General features: G+C 62.0%; 20 protein-coding genes and 1 pseudogene. 9 read left to right on the plus strand and 12 right to left on the minus strand.

Going from position 1 to position 24825, the window contains the following annotated elements; translation table 11 throughout:
- Window positions 1–46: 46 nt before the first annotated feature.
- Window positions 47–487: a type II toxin-antitoxin system VapC family toxin gene (locus tag ACY693_RS01785; RefSeq protein WP_462320116.1), complete on the minus strand. Its 441-nt coding sequence runs from the start codon at window positions 485–487 to the stop codon at window positions 47–49.
- Between the two features lie 333 nt (window positions 488–820).
- Between ACY693_RS01785 and ACY693_RS01790 the strand changes: the two genes are divergently transcribed.
- On the plus strand, window positions 821–2518 hold the full coding sequence (locus tag ACY693_RS01790) for a cation:proton antiporter (protein WP_462320117.1): 1698 nt from the start codon (window positions 821–823) through the stop codon (window positions 2516–2518).
- 239 nt (window positions 2519–2757) lie between these two features.
- Here the strand turns inward: ACY693_RS01790 and ACY693_RS01795 are convergent, their stop codons facing one another.
- A complete protein-coding gene (locus ACY693_RS01795) occupies window positions 2758–3735 on the minus strand; it encodes a universal stress protein (RefSeq protein WP_462320118.1) in 978 nt (325 codons plus the stop codon).
- 122 nt (window positions 3736–3857) lie between these two features.
- Between ACY693_RS01795 and ACY693_RS01800 the strand changes: the two genes are divergently transcribed.
- The 4 genes and pseudogenes from ACY693_RS01800 (at window position 3858) to ACY693_RS01815 (ending at window position 9542) form a co-directional block, all read left to right on the plus strand.
- On the plus strand, window positions 3858–4610 hold the full coding sequence (locus ACY693_RS01800) for a methyltransferase domain-containing protein (RefSeq protein WP_462320119.1): 753 nt from the start codon (window positions 3858–3860) through the stop codon (window positions 4608–4610).
- 152 nt (window positions 4611–4762) lie between these two features.
- Window positions 4763–6587 (plus strand): annotated as a pseudogene (locus tag ACY693_RS01805) (IS1634 family transposase).
- A gap of 463 nt (window positions 6588–7050) precedes the next feature.
- Window positions 7051–8532 (plus strand): SulP family inorganic anion transporter, encoded by a 1482-nt coding sequence (locus tag ACY693_RS01810; protein ID WP_462320120.1) that lies wholly within the window; start codon window positions 7051–7053, stop codon window positions 8530–8532.
- Window positions 8533–8660: 128 nt separating this feature from the next.
- A complete protein-coding gene (locus ACY693_RS01815; RefSeq protein WP_462320121.1) occupies window positions 8661–9542 on the plus strand; it encodes a universal stress protein in 882 nt (293 codons plus the stop codon).
- 144 nt (window positions 9543–9686) lie between these two features.
- On the opposite strand, the gene ACY693_RS01820 is transcribed toward ACY693_RS01815, so the two are convergent.
- Window positions 9687–10304, minus strand: a complete 618-nt coding sequence (locus ACY693_RS01820) for a DedA family protein (protein WP_462320122.1) — start codon at window positions 10302–10304, stop codon at window positions 9687–9689.
- 55 nt (window positions 10305–10359) lie between these two features.
- A complete protein-coding gene (locus ACY693_RS01825) occupies window positions 10360–10689 on the minus strand; it encodes a DMT family transporter (protein ID WP_462320123.1) in 330 nt (109 codons plus the stop codon).
- 220 nt (window positions 10690–10909) lie between these two features.
- Between ACY693_RS01825 and ACY693_RS01830 the strand changes: the two genes are divergently transcribed.
- From ACY693_RS01830 to ACY693_RS01840, 3 genes are all read left to right on the plus strand, one after another.
- Complete coding sequence (locus ACY693_RS01830; RefSeq protein ID WP_462320124.1) at window positions 10910–11539, plus strand: GNAT family N-acetyltransferase; 630 nt, start codon at window positions 10910–10912, stop codon at window positions 11537–11539.
- A 159-nt stretch (window positions 11540–11698) separates the two neighbouring features.
- Window positions 11699–13369, plus strand: a complete 1671-nt coding sequence (locus tag ACY693_RS01835) for a diguanylate cyclase (RefSeq protein WP_462320125.1) — start codon at window positions 11699–11701, stop codon at window positions 13367–13369.
- 918 nt (window positions 13370–14287) lie between these two features.
- Complete coding sequence (locus tag ACY693_RS01840) at window positions 14288–14902, plus strand: L,D-transpeptidase (RefSeq protein ID WP_462320126.1); 615 nt, start codon at window positions 14288–14290, stop codon at window positions 14900–14902.
- Window positions 14903–14934: 32 nt separating this feature from the next.
- Here ACY693_RS01840 and ACY693_RS01845 read toward each other — a convergent pair whose 3' ends face one another.
- The 8 genes from ACY693_RS01845 to ACY693_RS01880 form a co-directional block, all read right to left on the minus strand.
- Window positions 14935–15693, minus strand: a complete 759-nt coding sequence (locus ACY693_RS01845) for a hypothetical protein (protein WP_462320127.1) — start codon at window positions 15691–15693, stop codon at window positions 14935–14937.
- Between the two features lie 29 nt (window positions 15694–15722).
- Window positions 15723–16526: an ABC transporter permease subunit gene (locus ACY693_RS01850; protein ID WP_462320128.1), complete on the minus strand. Its 804-nt coding sequence runs from the start codon at window positions 16524–16526 to the stop codon at window positions 15723–15725.
- The gene (locus tag ACY693_RS01855) at window positions 16523–17470 is read right to left on the minus strand and encodes an ABC transporter permease subunit (protein WP_462320129.1); all 948 of its coding nucleotides are present in this window, start codon (window positions 17468–17470) and stop codon (window positions 16523–16525) included. Before ACY693_RS01855 ends, ACY693_RS01850 begins: the two co-directional genes overlap by 4 nt.
- 164 nt (window positions 17471–17634) lie before the next feature.
- Window positions 17635–18621 (minus strand): succinate dehydrogenase iron-sulfur subunit, encoded by a 987-nt coding sequence (gene sdhB, locus ACY693_RS01860; protein ID WP_462320130.1) that lies wholly within the window; start codon window positions 18619–18621, stop codon window positions 17635–17637.
- Window positions 18621–20531, minus strand: coding sequence for a succinate dehydrogenase (quinone) flavoprotein subunit (gene sdhA / locus ACY693_RS01865; RefSeq protein WP_462320131.1), 1911 nt, complete (start codon window positions 20529–20531; stop codon window positions 18621–18623). The genes sdhB and sdhA overlap by 1 nt, the downstream gene beginning before the upstream one ends.
- A gap of 97 nt (window positions 20532–20628) precedes the next feature.
- Window positions 20629–21285 carry a succinate dehydrogenase/fumarate reductase transmembrane subunit gene (locus ACY693_RS01870; RefSeq protein ID WP_462320132.1) on the minus strand — a complete coding sequence of 219 codons (657 nt, stop codon included), beginning with the start codon at window positions 21283–21285 and terminating at the stop codon, window positions 20629–20631.
- A gap of 139 nt (window positions 21286–21424) precedes the next feature.
- Window positions 21425–22768 carry an ABC transporter ATP-binding protein gene (locus tag ACY693_RS01875; protein ID WP_462320134.1) on the minus strand — a complete coding sequence of 448 codons (1344 nt, stop codon included), beginning with the start codon at window positions 22766–22768 and terminating at the stop codon, window positions 21425–21427.
- Between the two features lie 68 nt (window positions 22769–22836).
- Complete coding sequence (locus ACY693_RS01880) at window positions 22837–23871, minus strand: polyamine ABC transporter substrate-binding protein (RefSeq protein WP_462320135.1); 1035 nt, start codon at window positions 23869–23871, stop codon at window positions 22837–22839.
- 272 nt (window positions 23872–24143) lie between these two features.
- On the opposite strand from ACY693_RS01880, the gene ACY693_RS01885 reads away from it, so the two are divergent.
- Complete coding sequence (locus ACY693_RS01885; RefSeq protein WP_462320133.1) at window positions 24144–24800, plus strand: HDOD domain-containing protein; 657 nt, start codon at window positions 24144–24146, stop codon at window positions 24798–24800.
- The last annotated feature ends 25 nt before the right edge of the window (window positions 24801–24825 follow it).

A 24825-nucleotide genomic window follows, 5' to 3' on the forward strand; every position in this document is an offset into this window, starting at 1 on the left:
GCGTCGCAAAACCCGCTAGTGTAACCGAGGCTTGGCTCCGGCAGCATCAGAACCTGACGACCTCAAAGTCCAACGCAACCGCGGCATCCGCCATCACCGAATCGGCGGTCGCAAGGGCATCGGTCTGGGCTTGGAGCGCGATCGCCAGATGCAAGGCATCCAAGGTGCGCAGCGGGTGCTCTGGATAGCGCGCGATCAGGTTTGCCGCCTCATCGAAGCGCGCATCCTCGACCGGATAGAGCTGTATCCACCCCTGGGCAATGTCGTTGAGAAACGCGGCGTAAACAACAGACTCGAGCTCGTGATCCAGCTCACCCATGCGCCGACGACGCGCCAGCATGGAGCGCACTTCAGTGCGCGTTAGGCTGCTGACCACGGCAACATCGAGGCCTTTGAGATAGCCGACGAAGTCGTCCGAGCCCGGCTCATTGAGATACCACTTCGCCAAGGCGCTGGTATCCAGATAGGTGCGCCCGTTAGCGCTCATCCCTCTCCGCGCGAATCAGCGCCGATGAAGGCGTCGACAGCTGCGGCATGCGCGCGCGCAAATCCTCATGATCCGGACGTTGTCGCGCCCCTTGCACTGGCAGGATCCTGGCAATGGGCTGACCTCGCCGCTTGACTACCAGCTCACCCGCCGCGTCGACCAGCTCATCAAGTCGACCGATCGCAGCCCTCATCTCTCTGACATTCAGCGCCTTCATGTCTTTGCCCTTTTGTGCTGCATTTCTATAGATTGCAGCACAGTCTCGCATGACGCACAATACCCGTCCCCCTGCCCGTCTGACGGCTCGTATCAGTGAATGAACAGGCGCTCCTAATGCGCGAACCCATGCCGATCAGCCTGCCTCTTGACATCCCGGCGCTCGACCCATTCACCGAGCTCGCACTGCTGCTAGTGCTCGCGGCGGCCGCTGGTGCACTCGCGGTGCGCCTGCGTCAGCCGGTACTGATTGCCTACATCATCGTTGGCATCGCGGTCGGCCCGGCCGGGTTCGAGCTGGTGAAGGCGCACGACCAGGTCAGTGTGCTGGCGCAGATCGGTGTCTCGGTGCTGCTGTTCGTGGTCGGGCTGAAGCTCGATCTCTCGCGCGTGCGCGACATCGGCAAGGTGGCGCTGGCAACCGGCTTGGGCCAGCTCGCCTTCACCATCGTCTTCGGCTTCCTGCTCATCCTGGCGCTCGGCAAGGGCGTCGTCGAGGCGCTCTATATCGCCGTCGCGCTGACCTTCTCGAGCACCATCATCATCGTCAAGCTGCTCTCCGACAAGCATGAGCTCGATGCCTTGCACGGGCGCATCGCGATCGGCTTCCTGATCGTGCAGGACATCGCCGTGGTGGTGGCGATGATGGCGATGAGCGCGCTCGGCGCCGGCGGCGATGCGCCGGCCTGGGAGATCGCCGTCTCACTCGCGGCCCGCATCCTCGGCGCGGCCCTGCTGATGTTCCTGCTGATGCGCTATCTGATCCCACCCCTGCTGCGCAGCATGGCGCGCTCGCAGGAGCTGCTGCTGATCTTTGCCATCGCCTGGGGCACCGGGCTGGCGGCACTCGGCGAATGGGTCGGCTTCTCCAAGGAGGCCGGCGCCTTCCTGGCCGGGTTCTCGCTCGCCTCCACCGTCTACCGCGAGGCGATCAGTGCGCGCCTCAGTGGCATCCGTGATTTCCTGTTGCTGTTCTTCTTCGTCGACCTCGGCGCCGAGCTCGACTTCTCGACCCTGGGCGCCGAGGTGGTGCCGGCAATCCTGCTGTCGCTCTTCGTGCTCATCGGCAATCCGTTGATCGTCATGGCCATCATGGGGGCCATGGGCTACCGCAAGCGCACCGGCTTCCTCGCCGGGCTGACCGTCGCGCAGATCAGCGAGTTCTCGATCGTCTTCATCGCCATGGGCATTGGGCTCGGCCACATCGGCGTCCAGGCGCTTGGCGTCACGACCCTGGTCGGCATCGTCACCATCACGTTGTCGACCTACATGATCCTGTACTCACAGCCGCTGTATCAGGTGCTGACACCGGTGCTCAGCGTCTTCGAGCGACCTATGCCCTTCCGCGAGATCGCGGCCGAGGCGCAGGTGTCGGCAGAGATACGCCCCCAGGTGCTGGTGCTTGGCCTCGGCCGCTACGGACTGCGCCTGGCGAAGCGCTTGAGGGCAGCAGAGCTGCGTGTGCTCGGTGTCGATTGCGACCCCGATCTCGTGCGAACGCTCGCGCAAGACGGGCTCCCGGTCTGTTTTGGCGACGGCCAAGACCCAGCCTTTCTCGACACCTTACCCTTGGACGGCTTGCAGTGGGTGATCAGTACCTTGCCGGATATCGACTCCAATCGGATGCTGCTGCGAGCCTTGGCGGAGCGCCACTTCAACGGCGAGACTGCCATCGTGGCCCGCGACGAGGATCGGGGGACCAAGCTCTGGCGTGCCGGCGCGCCGATCATCCTCTACCCCTTCCGGGATGCCGTCGATTTCGCTGCGGACAACATCATCGACATCCAGCGCAAGCGCACCGCCGAAGGCCGCTAGGCGGTGGTCGAGCGGCTACGCCGGAGGTTGTTCAAGGTCAAAGGCTCGAGCCGGTGTCGACAGACAACGTGGGCGCCGATCAGGCTAAGGAACGGTGCAAGAATAACCGGGGCATCTACTGGCCAGCTAAGCCCTTCTTGAGCGGCGCTCGTTGGTGGAGTTGTGCCACTTGTTTCTGAACCGTTACCAAGCAAGCCAAGCCGGGCCCAGCTACCGTCCCGGCCCACCCAGCGGTGGCGCTAGGCCACGATCGGGCTGACGAATCCCTCGGGCTTCACCGCGAGCACGGCGCAGTCGATCCGTTGCAGCACCGCCTCGGCGGTATTGCCGATCAACAGCCCGGAAACACCTGTCCGCCCCAGCGTTCCTAGCACTAGGATATCGGCGTCGATGCGCTTGGCGAGCGCGGGCAGTTCCTCGCGCGGGGAGCCCTTGGGCAGATGCCTGCTCGGTTTCAGCCAGCGCAGGGCCTCGGCACCGAGCCGAGCCTCGAGGTCCACCAACACCTGTTCCAGTGCCTGGCCATGACGACGGCGCTCGGCCTCAATGTAGGCATCAATCTTGGTCTCAGCGGGTGTCGCGATCATACCGCCTCGCAAGATCGGCTCAACGAGCGCGGTCCAAACGTGCGCGACGTGCAGCTCGGCAAACTCTGAGGTCGCCAGCCCGGCCGCAAGATCCAGGATGATTGCGTTCAGCGCCTGCTGTTGCGCTCGCTCCTTGGGGGAGGCGAGCGGCTCCACATCCACCGCCGCCAGTACGCGCCGGTAATTCAAACCATCCTGAGGCCGACCAAGCCAGAGCGGACAGGGACACTTGCGCAGCAGGTGCAGATCGTCGCTGCCAAACAACGCGGCCAGTGGCTCCCTAGCGCTCACGCACTTCATCACCAGGTCATGGTCGTGCCGCAGGACCTCGCGAATCACCTCGAGAAACAGACGCCCGGTCAGCACCTTGGTCTCGATCGCGACCGTCTCTCGCAGCGGCTCGACCAGCGCGCTCAGACGCTGCTCACACCCAGCCCGGCTCGCTGCCTGCAGGTCGTCAGTGGTGAGATCCAGCCCTTCCAGTGGCGCTCCGGCCGGCAGTGCCTCGACCACCGAGACCACCTTGAGCTGGGCCTGATTGCCGCGCGCCAAGGCAACGGCGCGCTCCAGACCACACGCCTGCTCCGCCTCCTGATCCAAGACATAAAGAATGTTGGTAAAGTGCTTCATCAGCGATCCGAGCCTCGGTAAAGGGTCTGTGTCAACCTGGCAGCGACGAAGTGAGAGGGCCGCTTGCCGACAAGCCCGTCTGACTGGGATTTCGATTCTTCCATAGACAGCCCGTGCGAGGAATGGGCCGCAACGAGACCAACCCATCCGTGCACTGGAATCAAGAAGCCACCACACCGCTGCATGAGGAGCGCCTCAAGGCGGTGATCGACGCCGCGCGCGCAAGTGGCGCCCGCAGCCTCCTCGATCTTGGCTGCGGTGAGGGTGATCTGCTGGTGCGGCTCGCACAGGAGCCGAGACTCACGCACATCCTGGGACTCGACCTCGACGCCCGATGCTTGGAGCAGGTGCGGCTGCGGCTTGATAGTAACCTTACAGCGAATGGCCAGGCTCGCTCGGCAGAAAGCAGGTTATCCAAGGCCAGAACCTGGGCACAGAATGCCGCTGATGAGCAGGGCATCACGGAACAGGGTAGCGATCGACAAGGTCCGACGATCGAGCTTCGGCGAGGCTCTCTGACCGAACCTGATGACGCGCTGATCGGCTTCGACTGCGCGCTACTGATCGAGACCATCGAGCACATCGAGCCCCGTGATCTAGGCCAAGTCGAGCAAGCAATCTTCGCGCGGATGCGCCCACGAGGGGTGATTCTCACCACCCCGAATGCCGAGTACAACCCGCTGCTCGAGGTGCCTCCGAATCGTTTTCGCCATCCCGATCATCGCTTCGAATGGGACCGTGCGCGGTTTCAGCGCTGGGCGCGCGGCGTAGCGCAGCGGCACGGCTATGGGCTGCGCCACCGCGACATCGGTGGCGTGCACCCGGTTTATGGTGGCGCCAGCCAGATGGCGCTGTTTCGGCTCGAAGACCTTTAACCCATCTTTAACATGGCCCCATTGATTTTGGGCAGCTTTTCAGTCTAAGGCGCTGATTTCATTATACCCGCGAGTCTGATTGCTCAAAGTAGTGCCATAACATTCAATGGGGTCCGTTGCCTTATGGCGGCGTAGGGTCTAGCGTTTCGGGCATGTACATCCGCCGCACGCAGACGCGCAACACCGCCACCGGTGAGCGTTACTTAACGCACCGGCTGGTGCGCTCCGAGCGCGTGGGCGGGAAGGTGCGCCAGGTAACCCTGCTCAACCTGGGGCGGCATTTCCCGGTAGCGCAGGCGCACTGGCCGATGCTCTGCATGCGCCTCGAGGAGATCCTCAGTGGTCAGGAGGTCTTGCTCGGCGGCGGAGGTGGGCTGCTGATCGAACGCGAAGCGCAGCGTCTGGCCGCGCTGCTGCTGGCCCGTCAAGGCGCCGCGCCTGAGGCCACCGCATCCGCGAGCACGGCACCCGTGGAGGTGCACAGCATCGTGCTCGACTCGCTCAAGCTCAGTCGCCCGCGCACGGTCGGGGTCGAGGCGGTCGGGCTCTGGGCGATGGCGCAGGTCGACTTCGTCGAGCAACTTGAGACCCTGGGGCTCACGGGGCCGCAACGCGCCGCGGTGCTGGGGGTGATCCTAGGGCGCATGGCCGCGCCAGGCTCAGAACTGTCCACCCAGCGTTGGCTATGTCAACGCAGTGGGCCGGGCGAGCTGCTCGATGTCGACTTCGAGGCCATGAGTCTGATGCAGCTCTATCGCGCCGCCGATGTGCTGATGCGCCACCGCGAGCCGTTGGAAGGGGCGCTGTTTACGCGCCTGACGGGCCTGTTCGGGCTCGACTGGTCGGTCACCCTCTACGATCTGACCAACACCTATTTTGAAGGCGAAGCGGCCGCCAACCCCAAAGCCCAGCACGGCCACTCCAAGGAGCAGCGCAGCGATTGCCCCCTGCTGACCTCGGGCCTCGTGCTCGATGGCAGTGGGTTTGTCCGTCGCTCCGAGGTCTTTGACGGCAACGTGGTCGAAGGCACGACCTTGGCGGGCATGCTCCAGCGCTTGCGCGCCCCCAAGGGTGCGCTGGTGGTCATGGATCGGGGGATCGCCACCGAGGAGAATCTGCTTTGGTTGCGCGAGCAGGGTTATCGGTACCTGGTGGTCAGCCGTGAGCGCCATCGCCAGTTCGATCCCACGCAGGCCAGTGATCTGAAGAACGCCAGTGGCGAGCGGGTGTCGGTGCAGCGCGTCGAGGATGCAGAGGGCGAGGAGGTGCGCCTGTACTGTTATTCCGAACGCCGTGCAGGGAAAGAACAAGGCATCAGCCAGCGCTTCGCCGAGCGCTTCGAGGCCGCGCTCCAAGCCATGGCCGACGGGCTCGCACGCCCGCGCACCACCAATAAGGATCGACAAGCTCTGGGAACGCTTCGGGCGGCTGAAAGAAAAAAGCCATGAGGCTGCTCGGCACTACCACATCGAGATCATCCCCGATGCCAGCGGCGAGAGGGCACAGACCATCCGCTGGCAGCGCCGACCCATCGACAGCACCATGGAGACCCATCCTGGGGGCTATTGTCTGCGCAGCAACGAATTGACCTGGGACGCCGAGCAACTGTGGCGGACCTATAGGATGCTCACCGATCTGGAGGCCGCGTTTCGCTCCTTGAAATCGGACCTTGGGCTGCGTCCGATCTTCCACAAGACCGAAGCACGTGCCGAGGGGCACTTGTTCATCACGGTACTGGCCTATCAGTTCGTGCAGCTGATCCGCCAGCGCTTGCGCGAGCAGGGCATCCACGAGAGCTGGACGCTGTTGCGTGAGACCCTCTCCAGCCAGGCGCGCGTCACCTCGACATTCCGCCGCCCTGATGGGCGCGCGTGGCATGTGCGCAAGGCGACCGAGGCGGAAGCTGGCCAGAAGGCGATCTATCAGGCGCTTGGCGTTGATCCTAGCCCAGGAGGTGTCTCTAGGATGCTCGTCTGAACGACCGCAGGTTCAAGAATGGCGACTTTGTAGTGCCACTCGCCGATTTCATGCAGCGCAAGCTGATGATTTGAAAAAGATTATAAATATGGGTGTTAAAGATGGGTTAGTTTAGATTTCACGGACTCCTTGCGCGTCGACGACTGCCCTCACTCTAGCAGCCTCTCTGCCGTGCCGGACTCGGTTTCGGCATGTCCCTATTGCTTGTATACTCTGCACCAACATCGATTTGACCATCGCTCGCCCTCGCTGGAGAGACCCTGCCCATGTAGGCACCAAGCGATCCGCCGAGTCCACCGGGCTCGTGCTCCCGTTCCCAGCGATACCCCGCGCTTGCTCCCTGCGTTCACCAGTCGGCCGACTGGTTCTTGCTTGACTCCTGTCTCGAACTCGGCGCCACGCCACGCTGTTGATTGCCCACCGCTGGCCCTGAGGTCCGCGTCAGCCCTGGAACTGTTCCCGCATGAAATCACTCCGCAAGGATTGGCTCTCCAATATCCCCAACGATCTGCTCGCTGGCCTGGTGGTGGCGCTGGCATTGATCCCAGAGGCCATCGCCTTCTCCATCATCGCCGGGGTCGATCCCAAGGTCGGACTCTATGCCTCCTTCTGTATCGCCGTGGTGACCGCCTTCGTCGGTGGCCGCTCGGGCATGATCTCTGCAGCGACCGCGGCGATGGCGGTGCTGATGGTGGATCTGGTCGCCGATCACGGCCTGCAGTACCTACTCGCCGCGACCGTGCTGACCGGCGTGCTGCAGGTGTTGGCTGGCTGGCTCAAGCTCGGCAACCTGATGCGCTTCGTCTCGCGCTCGGTGATCACCGGCTTCGTCAACGCCCTGGCGATCCTGATCTTCATGGCGCAACTGCCCGAGATCACCGGCGCCCAGCTGACCTGGGAGGTCTATGGGGTATTGGCCGCAGGGCTGGCCATCATCTATCTGTTTCCGTTCATCACCAAGGCCATCCCCTCGCCGCTGGTGGCGATCGTCGGGCTCACTGCGGCGGCGATCTACATGGGGCTCGACATCCGCACCGTCGGCGACATGGGCCAGATGCCGGACACCCTACCGGTGTTCCTGATCCCGGATATCCCGCTCAACCTGGAGACCCTGCAGATCATCTTCCCGGTCTCGGCGACGCTGGCCGTGGTCGGGCTACTCGAGTCGCTGATGACGGCGACCATCGTCGATGATCTGACCGACTCCAAGAGCAACAAGAACCGCGAATGCGTCGGTCAGGGTACGGCCAATGTCGTCACCGGCTTCTTCGGCGGTATGGCCGGCTGCGCGATGATCGGTCAGACCGTCATCAACATCAAATCCGGCGGCCGTGGACGGCTCTCGACCCTCACCGCCGGCATCGTGCTCCTGATCCTGGTGGTCTTTGCCAACGACTGGGTGGCGCAGATCCCGATGGCAGCGCTGGTGGCGGTGATGATCATGGTCTCGATCGGCACCTTCAACTGGGCCTCGTTCAAGAACCTGCGCGAGCATCCGCTGGACGCCAATATCGTCATGCTCGCCACCGTCGCGGTCACCGTGCTGACCCATGACCTGGCCCAGGGTGTGCTGGTCGGGGTGCTACTGTCGGGCTTCTTCTTCGCGCAGAAGGTCAGCCGCATCCTCTATGTCGGCTCGACCCCGACCCGCGAGGGCCGTGAGCGCGTCTACCACGTCGTTGGCCAGGTCTTCTTCTCCTCCGCCGATCGCTTCATCGCCGCGTTCGACTACAAGGAGGTCATTGAAAAGGTGGTCATCGATGTCAGCCGCGCGCACTTTTGGGACATCACCGCGGTCACCGCACTCGATAAGGTGGTGCTCAAGTTCCGCCGCGAGGGCACCGAGGTGGTGGTCGTCGGCCTCAACCAGGCCAGCCGGACCCTGGTCGATCGCTTTGCGGTGCACGACAAGCCCGAGGCCGTCGAGAGCCTGATGGGCCATTGAGCGGCGGGGCAACGCGCCAGATGCCCCCAGTGGCTTCTGTCTGCCCTTACTGCTCCCTGATGGCCCCCGGCGCCCCCTGATTGCCCCACCTGCGCCAAGCATCCGAGCCCGCACGAGGAACAAGACCGATGCAACCCGAAGACCCGATGCAGACTTTAGACAAGGTGCTGGCCTGTGTCGATCAATCGCACTTCGCCGACTATGTCACCGATGCTGCGGCCTGGGCCGCCCGCCAAATGCAGGCGCCGCTGGAGCTGTTGCACATCCTCGATCGCGACAAGGAGGCCGTGATCGGCAAGGACCACAGCGGCGCTATTGGTGTCAATGCCCAGCAGAATCTGCTCAGCGAGCTCAGCGAGCAGGATGAGTCACGCAGCAAGGAGAACCGCGAGCGCGGCCGCGAGCTGCTCAACGGCCTGCGCCAACGCGCAATCGAGCTCGGCGTCGAGGCCCCCGATGTGCGCCAACGCTACGGCGATCTCGAGGAGACGCTGGTGGACGCTCAGGATCAGGTGCGGCTGTTCGTGCTCGGGCGCCGTGGGGAGTCGGCCGAGACCACCCAGCGTGATCTCGGGCGCAATGTCGAGCGCATGGTGCGCTCACTAAGCAAGCCGATCCTGGCGGTCACCGACCAATTCAGCGAGCCCAAGCGGGTGCTGATCGCCTTCGACGGCGGCAGCATGACCCGCCGCGGGGTCGAGATGGTGGCCGCAAGCCCGTTGTTCCGCGGCCTACCGGTGCATGTGCTGATGAGCGGCAAGCCGCGCCGCGACAGCGAGAAGCAGCTCGACTGGGCGCGCAGCACGTTGGAAGAGGCCGGTCTTGAGGTGACCATGGCGCTGATGCCGGGCGACACCGAGCGGGTCATCGCCCAGTACGTGCATGAGCAGGCGATCGACATGCTGCTGATGGGCGCCTATGGGCATTCCCCGCTGCGCAGCCTGTTCTTCGGCAGCAAGACCACCGACCTGTTGCGCTCTGCGAAGGTGCCAACGCTTCTCTTGCGCTAGCGCTTGCGCAACGAGCAAGACTGTCCGATGACGGACTCGGACCGAACCACAGCATGCGATCAATCGCGTTGTTCCTCATCTGGCTCCCCATCTGGCAACTGATGAAGCAGATCAGTCGTGGGAGACGGGATTCCTGCCCTGCCCTCATCGCTGACGGTGGCGGCGGTGGTAGATGAACCTGCCCACCACATAAACCAGCACCAGCACCAGGATGACGCCGAAGGCGAGGCTGTCGTAGCGCGAAAAGTCATCCAGAAGGCGCGTCGCCGAGGTGCCGAACAGATAGCCGATGACGCCAAACACCGAGGCCCACAGCAGTGATGCAAGCCAATCGATGTAGAAAAAAGGCCAGAAGCGTTCCCGCCCCAAGCCCATGATGTAAGGCGAGATGAAGCGCAGGCCCGGAATGAACCGATACATGAAGATGAACCGCTTCTGATACTTCTCCATGTATCCCCTGACGGTCTGGAAGCGGCTCGAGCGCGGATGCAGATGCCGCTTATCCAAGAAGCGATGCACCAACAGCTCAACGCCGTCACCTGACAGGAAGAACAGGCAGCTGAGGATATGACTGGCGATGGTCAACAGGAGTATGGCGACAACGAGCAGCCCGCCATCGGTCTTCGCGGCAAAGCCAGCGGCAATCGCCAGCACCGCACTATTGAGGGTCGAGGCGCTGAGGGCGAGCCAGAAGTAGTGGGTTGTGAACAGGGAAACGATCTCGAGTCCTCCTTGTTTGCGCCAAGTTCGGCTGCAGCCCAACGTCGCAGCAGCCTACCCAGCCGCTGCTGGGACGTCCACCCCCATCGGCCTCGGCCTAGTGCCCAGTGGTCTTCGAGAAGGCGCTGATGATGACAACACCCGCAACGATCAACGCCATGCCGATCAGGCCCGGCAGGTCCGGCAGCTGCCGGAACACCACGGCCGCGACCACCGCCACCAAGACGATGCCCAAGCCAGCCCAGATCGCATACGCGAGGCCCACCGGTATGGTCTTCAGCACCAACGCTAGCAAATAGAAGGCGACCCCATAGCCGCCAACCACCAGCAGGCTTGGCAGCAGCTTGGTGAAGCCGTCCGAAGCCTTCAATGCATTGGTTGCGATCACCTCAGCGATAATCGCGATCGCGAGATACAGATAGCCCACGTAGCACCTCCGAAGCGGCCCTTCCGGATTCCGCCAAGCCAACCTGACGGCCAGAAACGTCAGGCCCCAACTCGACATGAGCATAAAGGCTCACTAGCCCAGGCGCCTTGATATTGGCCCGCTGGATGCCTCAGGTGCTCGCAAGCTGCTGGACGGAGATAATTGGCACCTTTTCCAGGCCAGCATTTCGACAATAGTTAAGCCCCCCTGAAAACCAATGATGACCGATAACCTTCAGATCCTCACCGCCACCGGCGCCGAGCTCGAGCGCCATGTTCCGGCTCTGGCTGAGCTCCGGATCAGCGTCTTCCGAGAATTTCCGTACCTCTATGACGGTGATGCCGATTACGAGGCACGCTACCTCGAGACCTATCGCCAAGCCCGCGGCAGCATCGTCGTCATCGTGCTTGATGGCGAGCGCGTGGTCGGTGCCTCCACCGCGCTGCCGATGGCCGAGGAAACCGAGGAGGTCAAGGCCCCCTTCCTCGACCATGGCTACGACCCCGAGCGCATCTTCTATCTCGGTGAATCGGTGCTGCTACCGGCCTATCGGGGGCGTGGTCTTGGGGTGCGCTTCTTCGCCGAGCGCGAGCGCCATGCCCAGGCCCTCTGTCATGAGCAAGGCTATGCGTTCGACTGGTACGCCTTCTGCGCCGTGCAGCGCGACTCGGCTGATCCACGCCGGCCATCAGACTATGCACCCTTAGATCGGTTCTGGGAGAAGCGTGGCTACCAACGTCATCCCGAATTGCGCACCAGTTTCAGCTGGAAAGAGCTTGGCGAGGCCGAGGAATCTGAAAAGCCGATGCTGTTTTGGCTCAAGCCCGCTGGCCAGTCGCAATCCGACTAGGAAAAAGGCGCTCGCTCCCCAAGTTCTCAACCTCAGGTCGCTCAGACGACGGCTGCCGCACCCTGTGCTAATCTCAAATCGAGTGTTTACACATGGAATAGGCAAGGCGTGTCGCTGACCCAGCGGCGACATCCGTAGCACGCTTGGCAGGAGGCAGGCATGACCGTCGATCGTTTCGCGTTTGAGCAAGCACCAGATCCAATCTTTCGGATCGATGCCCAGGGTCGCATCCTTGACCTGAACGAGGCAGCCTCCGCCTGCCTCGGCTATACCCGTGACGAGCTGCTTGGCTGCTCGATCGGGCAGCTCAATCCCAGCTGGTCCGGCGAGCGCTGGGACGGCATATGGCAACGACTCAATGAGCAGCCGTTCGGCCATTTCATCGAGGCATTCAGGCACCGCGATGGAAACAGGCTCCAAGTCGAACTCAATAGCCGCGTATTTGCTTGCGGCGAGACAACCGAGGTCATCCTCTACTGCCGTGCGCGCCCCTCACAGGCGGATGTCCTCGATGAGCCTCTCCCGGATCTCGATGAGCTGCAGCACTTGCGAGAGCTACTGAATGTGGCTGAAGCCATCTCGCAGATCGGGCATTGGCGACTGAATGTCGCGACGGGCCAACCGCAATGGTCAAGACAGGTCTTCGCGATCTTCCAACGTGACCCCGCCCTTGGCGCACCGAGCTTCGAGCAGCACGAACGCTATGTCGCGCGCGAGGACTGGCCAAGATTGCGCGAGGCGGTTAATCGCTGCAGTGCGCAGGGCACGCCCTATAAGACCACGGTCGGCATTCGACGCGAGGACGGCAGCACAGGGACCGCCCGCGTCTATGGTTCGGCGTTACCCAAGCGGGATGTGGCCAGCGCCGAGCTGGTCGGTTTCGTGCTCGATATCAGCGAGCAGGCCGAGACCGAGAAGCGTCTTGTCGATGCCCAACAACGCCTGGACATCGCCCTGGATGCGAGCGGTATCGGTGTCTATTGGGCCAACATCGTCACCGGCGAGGCCGCAGCGGATATCCGGTACTTCGCGATGCTCGGCTATGCCCCCGGTGAGATCACCCCCACCATCGACTGGTGGCGAACGCAGCTACATCCCGATGATTCTGGTCCCATGCAAGAGGTGCTCGAACGAGCGATCCGCGGCGACCAGGATGACTTTCGGGGCGAATACCGGATGCAGCATCGCGACGGGCATTGGGTCTGGATCGAGGATCACGGGCGCATCTGCGAGCGCGATGCATCGGGGCGCGGACAGCTCGCGATTGGTGTGCACATCGATATCTCGCAGCGCAAGAACGCCGAGCGCAAGCTCAATTATCGTGCGAATCATGATCGCCTGACCCATCTGCTCAATCGCTACAGCTTCTGGTGTGCGCTGCGACGGGTGCACGCGCAAAGCCTGCGCAGCCAAGAACCCTATTGCATCGCGATGCTCGACCTCGATTTCTTCAAGGCCATCAATGACACCCATGGGCATCGGATGGGCGATGTCGTGCTTAGGGGGTTCGCAAAGCATCTACGCCAATCGATGCGCGAGGCGGACTGGATTGCGCGCTGGGGCGGTGAGGAGTTCATCGTCCTGATGCCTGAGACCAGCGCGCTGCAGGCTCAAAGCTCGATGGATCGGTTTCGCAGTGCACTCGCCCAAACCGACTTTGGCACCTCGGACCTAGCGATCAAGATCACGGTCAGCATCGGCATCGCCGAGTCCAAACCTGGTGATGCCACGCCGGACATGGTCATCACAGTGGCCGATGACTGCCTATATCAAGCGAAACGCCTTGGTCGCAATCGGGTCTGCTGTAACACGCTGGAAACAGCCGATTAACAGCTTGGTCTCTGGCGAAGCCCCAAGCCCAATGCTGCCCGGGTCGGCGCAGGACAGGGCTTAGGGTACGGCCATCCGGCCAAGTTAACGACACTGGAACAGCATCAACCGCGATCTGGTTTTGGCTCGAGGACCACCGGCGCAGGTGCCTCCGGCGCAGGCTCGTGCTTCACGGTACTGCAAGCCGAGAGCCCCAGCAGCAGAGACACAGCAATAATGGCGAGAAGGGATCGATCGATGTTGTTCATTTGGTGTGACCTATTGTCGAGTTGAAATAGAATTGCCAGCCATCGGCGCGCTGAATATCCAAGCTCCACCACTGAATGTCAAGAAAAAAGCAGCTTTCCGGGTAAGTCGGCTGTGCCAGAGTGGCTCGTCGGCAATTGCGGTCGATGGTACCGGCAGCCCTAGCGTGGACCTGAAAATGCTGCCTGGGTCAACGACATATGCCGCATAATCTTTATAGAGACGGTCAGATTTGTTACCCTGCAGCATCTGCCTATCCTTGGGCTGACCAGGCCTATCGATGCTATGTACCCGAAGCATAATCCGACGACTTCTTACCGCCGCATCAAGCGCAACCAAGACCTTCAGGTTTCCAGCAACTGCCCTCAGTCGTGGGTGGCCAGCCGCGGACCGACAGACCCCAATCACCTGACGCCGTCGGTACGTTTCGGCGAGCGTGTCAGCGCCGAGCCGAGGAACAGCTCGCTCGGAACGAGCAGTCGCCTAAACCTTGCGGATCAGCGGGGAATAGGCAGACGCATAACGGAGCCTACTCAGATGCAGGCTCGGCTCTTGTCCTTGCATCTGAGCCTTCCTCGGGTGACTTTATGCTGTTGCTTGATCTTGTTGGGTGCCGGCTGCGTGCCGAGCCAAGCTACAAAGGTTGACAGTGTCGCTCATCAACCCAACCCGATGCTCAATGCAGCCTATTCTGAAGACGCAGATCTCGAGTTTGTTGTGGAGCCACAAATGGCTGTCGCACGCGGGGTCGGGAAGGTCGATTTTGCATCTGAGAGCGCATCGCGGCGGACGAGGGAGATGGCACATTGGATTGTCAGCTCAAAAGACAATCGCAACATGCCCTTTGCCATTGTCGACAAAGTGAACGCCAAGGTCTACGTCTTTCGCGCGGACGGACAGTTGTATGGAGCCGCTCCCGTGCTGCTAGGACTCGCGAAAGGCGATCACTCGCTACCCGGCATTGGCGACATGCCCATGTCGCGAATCCCGCCGGAAGAGCGAACAACGCCCGCAGGCCGGTTTGTGTCAACAATGGGCCGCAACCACAAGGGCAAGGACATCCTCTGGTTGGACTACGAGCAATCCCTCTCCATGCATGCGATCGTTAAGGGAACGCCTCGGGATCGTCGAGCTGAGCGCCTAGCCAGTCCGACGCCGCTTGACAACCGGATCTCGTTTGGCTGTATCAATGTGCCAGAGGACTTCTTCAAGAACATGATACAAGGCAAGTTCACTGAGGCCGGTGGTGTTGTCTATATCCTGCCGGAAACGAAAAGGTTCGGATGAACCTGAGAGCCTGATGCAGCGAATGCCATCGGTTACCGAATGATAGATGCCACAGGTTTCGGGAGCGCCGACTGGCGTGAGCTGCATAGCTCGTCGATTGACTCTGGAATCGGATTGAGACGTCCGAAGGGGGGCTCCCAGGCCTTCTTCTCATCGATCCAGCTCTCCAAGGGCATGACCATCGGCAAGTGACCGTTTGGGCGATACCAGGAATCGACGCTCCACGCACGTCCGCTGTCCAGATTAATGAGGACAGCCGTCCAGTGCACCGCAGTGATATCGAACAGATTGCGCACTTTCGGCACTGAGACCTTCCAGCCTGGCAGCGCTCCGATATCGCGGAGAATTTCCAGATATGTTGTCGTGTTGCTGGAGTTATCGACGCAATCCATCCGGCCCATGGCTTCCGCATCAAAGTCATTAATTGCCAGATCGTTGGCTAACAACGGCTGATACTTTTGAGCAAGCAGTTCCATGTGCCAGATGCCGATCCGCACCTGCTGCAAGCGATCGTGAAGGCTTCCTGCGGAACAGGTCGCCATACGCCTCTTGATCAGGTCCATATCGCTAGCCGTGAAAGTCATGTTCTCCCTGACTGAGCACGACCAGTTGAAGCAGATTCTCAACGTGACAGAACCGTCTTTGTCGATCACATACTCTGGGGGAAGTGGATAAGAAACCGATACCCGTGCCCCGTCAACCGCAGGGTTCGACAATGGGACAGCCCCCGCGCAATCGGTATAACCGACGAGCGCAATGAGAAGGCTGACCAGGGCGGTTTGGCTATGCATCATTGTCACTCCAAGGTTGCCAACCTGACTCAGGACCGCTCTCCCTTTGGGCGACCCATGGTCAACCCAGCAATGACTACAGCCAATGTCACCAGCGCGACGATGATGGTAGCCAGCGCATTGATCTGGGGCGAGACGCCCATCCGCACACTAGCGTAGATCAGCATCGGCAACGTGGTCGCGCCGGGTCCGGAGACAAAGCTGGCGATGACCAAGTCATCGAGTGAGAGCGTAAACGCCAGGAGCCAGCCGGCCAATAGCGCGGGCGCGATCAGCGGTAGCGTGATGCTCAGATAGACCCGCAGCGGTCGCGCGCCCAGATCCATCGCCGCCTCTTCGAGTGACTGATCCATGCGCGCCAATCGCGCCCGCACGATCACCGCCACATAGGCCATGCTGAAGGTGATATGAGCGATGGTGATGGTGGTGAAGCCTCGCCCCAGCGGCCAACCGAGCGCCTGCTGCATGGCAACGAAGAGCAACAGCAGCGACAGGCCGATGATCACATCCGGCATCACCAACGGCGCGGTCAACAACAGCTCGAAGCCGGTGCGGCCGCGAAAGCGACCATGACGCACCAGCGCATTCGCCGCCAAGGTGCCCAGCACCACCGCAATACTGGCATTCACGGCGGCAACGCGCACGCTGAGCCAGGCCGCATCGAGCAATTGTTGATTGCGCAGCAGCTCGCCGTACCATTTCGTCGAGAACCCGGCCCAGACCGTAACCAGCCGGGACTCATTGAACGAGTAAAGGATCAGCAGCAACACCGGCACGTACAGAAAGGCATAACCGAACGCCAGCACCGTCAACAATGGCCAGCGACCGCTCATGGCCGCTCATCCTCCAAGCGCCGCTCCCAGTTCTCTTCCAGACGCTGCAGCAGGACGAAGGGCACCACTAGCAGGGCCAGCAGCACGATCGCCAAGGCCGAGGCCAGCGGCCAGTCCTTGTTGTTGAAGAACTCGGTCCAGAGCATCTTGCCGACCATCAGACTCTGCGGACCACCGAGCAGATCGGGGATCACGAACTCGCCCACCGCCGGGATGAAGACCAGCATGCTACCGGCGATGATGCCTGGCAGCGAGAGCGGTAAGGTCACGGCCAAGAACGCTCGCCAAGGCCGACAACCGAGATCCGCCGCGGCCTCGAGCAGGCTGAAATCGAGCCGGGTCAGATTCGCGTACAGCGGCAGGATCATGAACGGCAGGTAGGAATAGACGATGCCGATATAGACCGCCAGCAGCGTATGCAGGATCTGCAAGGGCTGCTCGATCAGACCGAGCGAGAGCAAGAGGTTGTTCAGCAGACCGTTGCTGCGCAAGATGCCCATCCAGGAATAGACCCGGATCAGGAACGAGGTCCAGAACGGCAGCACGATCAGCATCAATAGCAAGACCCGCCAACGCTCTGGCGCCGTCGCAATCGCATAGGCCATCGGATAACCGATCAGCAGACAGAGCAGCGTGCAGATCAGCGCAATCCAGAGCGAGCCGAGCAGTGCCGCCAGATACAGGTCATCCTCGGTTAGCAGCAAGTAGCTCTGCAGATTGAGGCGAATGACCAGCACAGCCTCCTCGACCCATTCCCAAAGTGCCGTATAAGGCGGCTGCGCCAACGCTGGCTCCGCCAGACTGATGCCGAGCACGATCACAAAGGGCAGCAGAAAGAACAAACCGAGCCACAGATACGGCAGGCCGATGTTGACCAGGGGACTGAGTCGCCATGGTCGGCCAGTCAGGGGTCGCAGCATGGGCATCCGCAGCAGCAGGAGCATTCGTGATTGAGGCCTCAATGCCGCAATAATAACCCTCTGCGTCTGAATCCGCCTGGAGGAGCAGGCTCGATGCGGCCGGATAGGGCGCATCGCCATCTGGAGTCTGGAGCTCTTGTTGCGCGCCAAGCCCGCCAAGCCGTCTAGGCTTGGGCTCATACTCAGGCTCAGCGACCTCCAAACAGGTCTTTCAATGCTTGGACCGTCGTCTGCCGCCCAAGCTCGCCGATCGCGGTGGTGAGCGGAATCTCTTTCGGACAGACCCGGACGCAATTCTGTGCATTACCGCAATCGCTGAGGCCACCATCGGCCATGATCGCATGGAGTCGCTCGACCTTATCGAAGCGGCCGGTCGGATGGGCGTTCATCAACCGCACCTGCGCCAAGGCCGCAGGACCGACGAAGGCCTGCTCCGGCCTAAACTGGGGACAGGCCACCAGACAGCAGCCACAGCTCATGCAGCGGCTGTAGAGATAATTGACCGCCCAAGCCTGCGGCGAGATCCGCGGCGCGCGCTCGTGGTTGTCCCAGGCCCCATCGATCTGCACCCAGGCCTTGACCTGCTTGAGATGCGCGAACAGCCGCGCGCGATCGACCATCAGGTCACGCACCACCGGGAACTTGGGCAGCGGCTCAAGCCGGATCGGTGTCTCCAGATCCGCGATCAGCGCCGAACAGGCTGGACGCGGGACGCCATTGATCAGCATCGCGCAGGCACCGCAGACCTCTTCCATGCAATTGTGCTCGAAGGCAATCGGATCGACAGGCTCACCGCCCGCGGTCACGCAATGCACGCGAAGATCCATCAGCAGCGAGACCACATTGGCACCTGGTCGAGCCTCAAGCATGAACGACTGCCAATAGGGCACTGCGGTCGGATGATCTTGTCTGCGGATACGCAGTTCGACGGCGCTGCTGGCTGGGTCAGCGATCGGGCAACTCCTCAGAGTCGCTGTTCTATGACTCGACGTGCTGACGCTGTAATCGTTATCGGCGCGGTTCTGCGTCCGATCTGAGCCCATCTCTAACCCCATCTCGAGGTCGCGTTCTAACCTTGCCTTGCGCTCATTAGCGAACAAGGCGCCAGGCTCACCGGCCGCTTCCGCGACTGGCTCGTCGCACGGCAGGGCATCCGATTGCGTCTCGACTTGCATCAGCGATAGTCCCTCGGTTGTTCTGGCGCCAAGAGACCGAGCTCAACCGGCTCGAACCCAATACGCGGCCCCTCCGGGTGATACTCGGCAACGGTCGTCTTCAGCCACTCGGCATTATTGGCCTTCCAACGCTCGCGATACGCCTCAAACTCCGGGTCACCCGGGTATTTGCCCTCGGGGATAGCAAGGTCGAAAGCGGGTTTGAAATGGGCACCGCGACATTCATCCCTTGCACGGGCGCTCGCGGCCATCACCTGCCCCAGCTTGACCATATCGAAGACTTGCCGCGCATGGACCAGGCTTTGATTGGCCATACGGATCGACTCGCCCAAGCCCAAGCGCTTGAACCGCTGCTCGAGCGCTTGCAGGCCCGACAGCGCGGCATCCAGCTCGGCGTTATCCCGTACCACGCCGACCTTGCTGGTCATCAGCGCCCCCAACTCGCGGTGCAAGCGGAAAGGATTCTGATCTCCGTGCGGACGGATGAATGCTTGGTTGAGCTGGTCTTGACGTGACTCTTCGGCCTCGAACAGCGCGGCCGGCGCGTCATCGGCCCCAGATTCGAGCCCGCCCAGATAGCTGGCCACCGCTTCGCCAGCAACGCGCCCCGAGTACGAGGCCGAGAGCAGCGAGTTAGCCCCGAGTCGATTGGCGCCGTGATAGGCATAGTCGCACTCGCCGCAGGCATAGAGGCCAGGGATACTGGTGGCATGGTTGCGCGGACTACCCCGTTTCATGCCACCTGTCATGGTGTCCCTTTCATAGTCGACCCAGAGTCCGCCCATCGCATAATGCGCAGCGGGAAAGATCTCCATCGGTGTCTCGAGCGGGTCTTGACCGGCGAACTTGCGATAGATCGAAAGGATGGCACCAAGGCGCGTGGAGACGAATCCGCGATCCAGGTGCGTTAGGTCCAGATAGACCCGATCTCGGCTCTCACCCGAGCCACCGACCCCGAGACCGAGCTCGCGGGTCACCTTCCAGATGGCGCGCGAGGCGATATCGCGCGGCACCGTGTTGCCATAGGTGGGATACCAGTCCTCCAGGAAATAGAAACGCTCGGATTCAGGGATGCGCGTTGGCCCGCGCGAGTCAGCCGGGTCCTTCGGTACCCAGACCCGACCACCCTCACCGCGCGCGGCCTCGGTCATCAAGCGCGTCTTGTCCTCGCCGAGCATTGCGGTGGGATGGAACTGGAAGAACTCGGCATTGGCGAAGCGCGCCCCCTGCTGGTAGACGCGGCTCGCAGCGGCACCGGTCGAGTTGGTCGAGCAGGTGGTCTTGGGCGCATAGATCTGCCCCAGTCCGCCGGTGGCTAAGACCACCGCATCGGCGCGAAAGGCCTGAGCCTCGAGGCTGCGCAGGTCCATCGCAACGATGCCGCGGCAGACGCCGTCGGCGTCCTTGACGATCGACAGGAATTCCCACCATTCCCGTTTCTCGACCTGACCCTCGGTCTCCAGGCGGCGCACCTGCTGATCCACGCCATAGAGCAGCTGCTGACCAGTGCTGGCACCGGCAAAACAGGTGCGCTTGTGCCTCACGCCACCGAACAGACGCTGATCCAGAAGCCCCTCTGGCGTGCGCGAGAAGGTCACGCCCATGCGCTCGAAGGTGCGAATCAGCCCAGGCGCGTCCTCGCACATGGACTGGATCGGCGGCTGGTTGGCCAGATAGCTGCCGCCCTTGATGGTATCGATGATGTGCTGCTGGACGCTGTCGTGCTGGCCCTTGATATCGAGCACGGCATTGATGCCGCCCTGGGCGCAGGCCGAATGCGAGCGCATCACCTCAAACAGCGAGAACAGCATCACGCGATGTCCGGCCGCGGCGATGGCCAGGGTCGCCCAGAGACCACCGAGCCCACCGCCGACGACGATCACCTGTCGCCCGAGCTTCGAGCTACTCATACTGCAGACCCGTTCATGCGTCGGCGAGCGCTCAGGCTACCGCCCCGCTGGGCGCTTAGATCTCCTGTTAGGCCATCAGTCGAGCGTTGGCGCCACATCAGCCGCCGCCCCCAGCGCCCGGCGCCACCAAGAAGCCAAGCAGGCCGTGCAAGCCCAGCGCGGCAAGCAAGAGCCCGAATCCAGCGCAAAGCCAGCCGACGCGCCGCTGTGCCGCTGCGCTGCTGGTCAAGCCCCAAACAATCGCTGCAGTCGCTAAGCCATTGGCCAGATGAAACACCGCCAGCAGCACGCCGATCAGATAGAGCCCGAATACCCACGGCTGAGCCAGCGCCCGCTGCATGTGACCAAATAGATCGGCGCTGATCGATGGATCGAACAGCCCGCTGATCCGGGTTAGACCAACATGCAGAAGCAAGAACAGGATCAAGCCGAGACCTGAGACCCGTTGCAGCCAGTAGAGCCAGTTGCGCAGATAGCCATAGCGGCCTACCTCGGCCCTACCAGCGCGGATAATCACCAACCCGTAGCCTGCATGGAAAAGCAGCGGTAGCGCGATGACAAACAGCTCGATCAGGAGCAGATAGTTCAGCCCCTGCAGCGCGCCAACAACATGCTCGTTGTAGTGGACCTCGCCGAACCGGGACTGAGAGTTCTCCCACAGATGAAAGATCAGGAATGCACCCACCGGCACCAAGCCAAGCAGCGAATGCAGACGCCGCAGCAGGAAGTGTGGATTTTGGATCGAGGCTGACATGATCACCGAAGGCCGCCGCTTTGCCCCAGCATAGTCAGCCAGAAGAACAACCCCGTTGACGAACCTCACGACATTGGAATATTCCCATCAGCTTAATGGCTTCAAGCTCAGCGACTGGTTGAAGCTAGGATGTGATCACTCAGTCGCTCAGCACCGCACCGCTCGTCGGCGACCATTCCATCGCCACCGGCTGACCCCAGGTCAGCGCCTGCTCGGTACGCGGCTGGATGTTGGTGAGCGTCATCTCGATGATCACCGAGCCCGGCCGGTCATCAGCATCGGCCATGGCCTCGCTGTCCGCGAAGGCCGCGCTCGCTTGCACCCGCACGCGATAGATCGAGACATCGCCGAGGTCGGCGATATCCTCAACCACGCCGGCCAGACGGTTGACTTGACGAGCAGCGGCATCGGGGTCAGACGCAGTCGGCGCCATTTTGCTCAAGCCAAGCCCAGCGGAATCAGCCGAGCCTGCATCTGGCCTGATCGAATCGCTCGAGCTTGCATCCGGCCTGCTCGACTCGGACGGGCTCAGACTCGCAGCGCTCGAGACATCCAAGCTCGACGGTGCGGTATTGAGACTGCAGGGACGCATCTTCTCAGGGCGCACCGCAACGCTGACCGGCGTGCCAATCGCCAATGGATGGAAGGCTTGCATCTGCATCATCGGCCCGAGCTGCGAGGCGACGCGAACCTGATTGCCGTCGACCGCGACCACCTTACCAGGGAATAGATTCACCGAGCCGATAAAGCGCGCGACCGCCTGGCAGTTCGGATACTCGTAGATCGCGGTTGGCGTGTCGACCTGCAGGATCTGTCCGGCGCGCATCACCGCGATCCGCGTCGACATGGTCATCGCCTCCTCCTGATCGTGGGTCACGGTTACGAAGGTGATGCCCAGTCGCTCCTGCAGATTGACCAGCTCAAACTGAGTGTTCTCACGCAGGCGCTTATCCAGAGCCCCGAGCGGCTCGTCGAGTAGCAACAGCTTGGGCTGCTTGGCCAGGCTGCGCGCCAGCGCAACACGCTGACGCTGTCCGCCGGAGAGCTGGTCCGGTTTGCGCCGTCGAAGCTCGCCGATCTCGAGCAGATCGAGCATCTGCGCCACCCGCTCGAGACGCTCAGAGCGTGGCATGCGCTCCTGCTTGAGGCCGAAGGCTACGTTCTGCTCAACGCTCATGTGCGGAAACAGCGCATAGGACTGGAACATCATGTTCACCGGCCGCGCATAGGCCGGCAGGTTGGTGACATCGGCCCCATCGATAAAGATGCGCCCAGCGGTGGGCCGCTCCAGCCCGGCGAGCAGCCGCAGCAAGGTCGACTTGCCACAACCGGAGCCACCGAGCAGCGAGAAAAACTCGCCCCGGTAGATGTTCAGGCTGAGGTCATCGACGGCGTAGACCTCGCCAAAACGCTTGGTCACCCGCTCGATGCGCACATAGGGCGCCGCGCGCGGGTCTTGCCAAGGCTCCGGGGTCTTCGGCAGCTCCCCTGCCCCTGCCAGCACCTCGGGCTGCTCGACCTCAGCCACGACCATCTCGGCCAGACAACCCGTTAGCGCTGCGCCTTGAGCCTGGTCCAGCGTCGATTCAGGTTGCGGATCTCGCGGTCGGAGCGCTCAGTCGGCACGAACAGCCGCTCCTTGACCGACGCCGGCGGATAGATGCCTGGATCATCCCGCAGCTCGGTATCCAGATACTCGGTCGCCGCCAGGTTAGGATTGGCGTAATAGACGTAGTTAGAGACCTCGGCGATCACCTTCGGCTGCAGGAGATAAGCGATGAAGGCCTGCGCCGCCTCTGGATGCGGAGCATCCTTTGGGATCGCCATCACATCGGTCCAGAGCGCGGCGCCCTCGCGCGGGATCCGATAGGCGATCTCCGGTCCATCGGCCTCCTCGGCCCGAGCCTGCGCTTGCAGCACATAGCCCGAGTAGCCATGCGCCACGCAGAGATCGTCGGTGGCCAGGTCACTGATGTACTGCGACGAATGGAAGTAGCGGATGTAGGGGTGGACCTTATTCAGTAGCTCGGTGGCCGCGTCTAGATCGGCCGGGTCCAAGCTATTCGGATCCTTGCCCAGGTACGCCAGCGCGGCCGAGAAGACCTCAGTCGGGTCATCCAACAGACTGATCCCGCAATCGGCCAACTTCGCGGCCTTTTCCGGGTCAAAGATCAGGGCCCAGGTATCCAGCTCGGCCCCGTCTCCGAGTCTCGCGCGCACCTTCTCGACATTCAGCCCAAGCCCGGACGTGCCCCACATATAAGGGACCAGGTGGGCATTGCCCGGGTCGATCTCGGCGAGACTGGCCATGATCGCCGGGTCCAGCCGGTCGAGCCCCGGCAGTTGCTCCTTGTCCAAGGGCCGATAGAGTCCAGCGTCGATGTGACGCGCCGCGAACGGTCGGGCGGTCGGGAACACCAGATCATAGCCGCTGCTGCCAGCGAACAACTTTGCCTCAAGCACCTCATTGGCGTCATAGACATCTAGCACCGGCTCGATCCCGGTCCGCTCGGCAAAGCCTGGCAGCGTCTCTTCAGCGAAGTAGTCGTTCCAGTTGTAGAGATTCACCTGCTGCGCCTCGGCCATCACCAAGGACGCGCTGACGGAGCAGAGCGCGAGCGCCGAGGCCGAGAGCAGGCAGCGAAGACGACGAGCGCCAAGAGCGATAGACACAGGTGTAACCTCCAGCAAAGACAACAGCGGCAGGCGCCGCGAGAAGGCGCCATGCTACTAAATCGGCCGGCTGGGTGCCGCAACCCTGCGCTCAAACAGCCTAGTTCCAAAAAACGACTTGTGGGCTGTCTAAACCCAGCTACCACAAGATGACAAAAGGGTCCGACCCCAAGCACCGGGGATGCATGACCTTGGGTACACCAAGAACACTGCTCAACAACGCTGCCGATCGCCTCCCCAGCCCCAATGGGGTCGCGCTTGCGATCATGGAGCTTTGGCAAGACGATCACACCACAGTTGAGCAGCTAGCCCATCTGGTGCAAGCCGACCCGGCCCTGTCAGGGCGTCTACTAAAGCTCGCAAACTCGGCCAGTCTGGGCAGCAGACCTGTCACCTCGATCAACGCCGCCATCATCAAGGTGGGGCTCAAGACCGTCGGCGAGCTCGCAGTCGCCTTTTCGTTAATCGACAAAGACCTCAACAATCACTGCGAGGCCTTCAACTATCTCGAATTCTGGTCGCACTCGCTGCTCATGGCGCTGATCTGCCGATCGCTCGGCAGACATACCCATATTGCGCCGCCAGAAGACCTGTTTTCCTGCGGTCTGATGGCGAGGATCGGCCTGCTCGCCTTTGCTACCATCTACCCGCGAGAATACTCGGACCTGCTCACAGAGAACCCCAGCGACCTCGCCGCCGCGGAGCGCGAGCACTTTGGCTTCGACCACAATGAGCTCTCCGCCGAGATGCTGTCAGACTTTGGTGTGCCTGATGTCCTTGCGGAGGCTTGCAAGTTCCATGAGGGCTCAGCTGAGACATTTGCGCAGTCTCTAAGCCACTGAATTGCATGAGCCTACAAGTCTGGTG

Source organism: Halochromatium sp. (assembly GCF_054919635.1).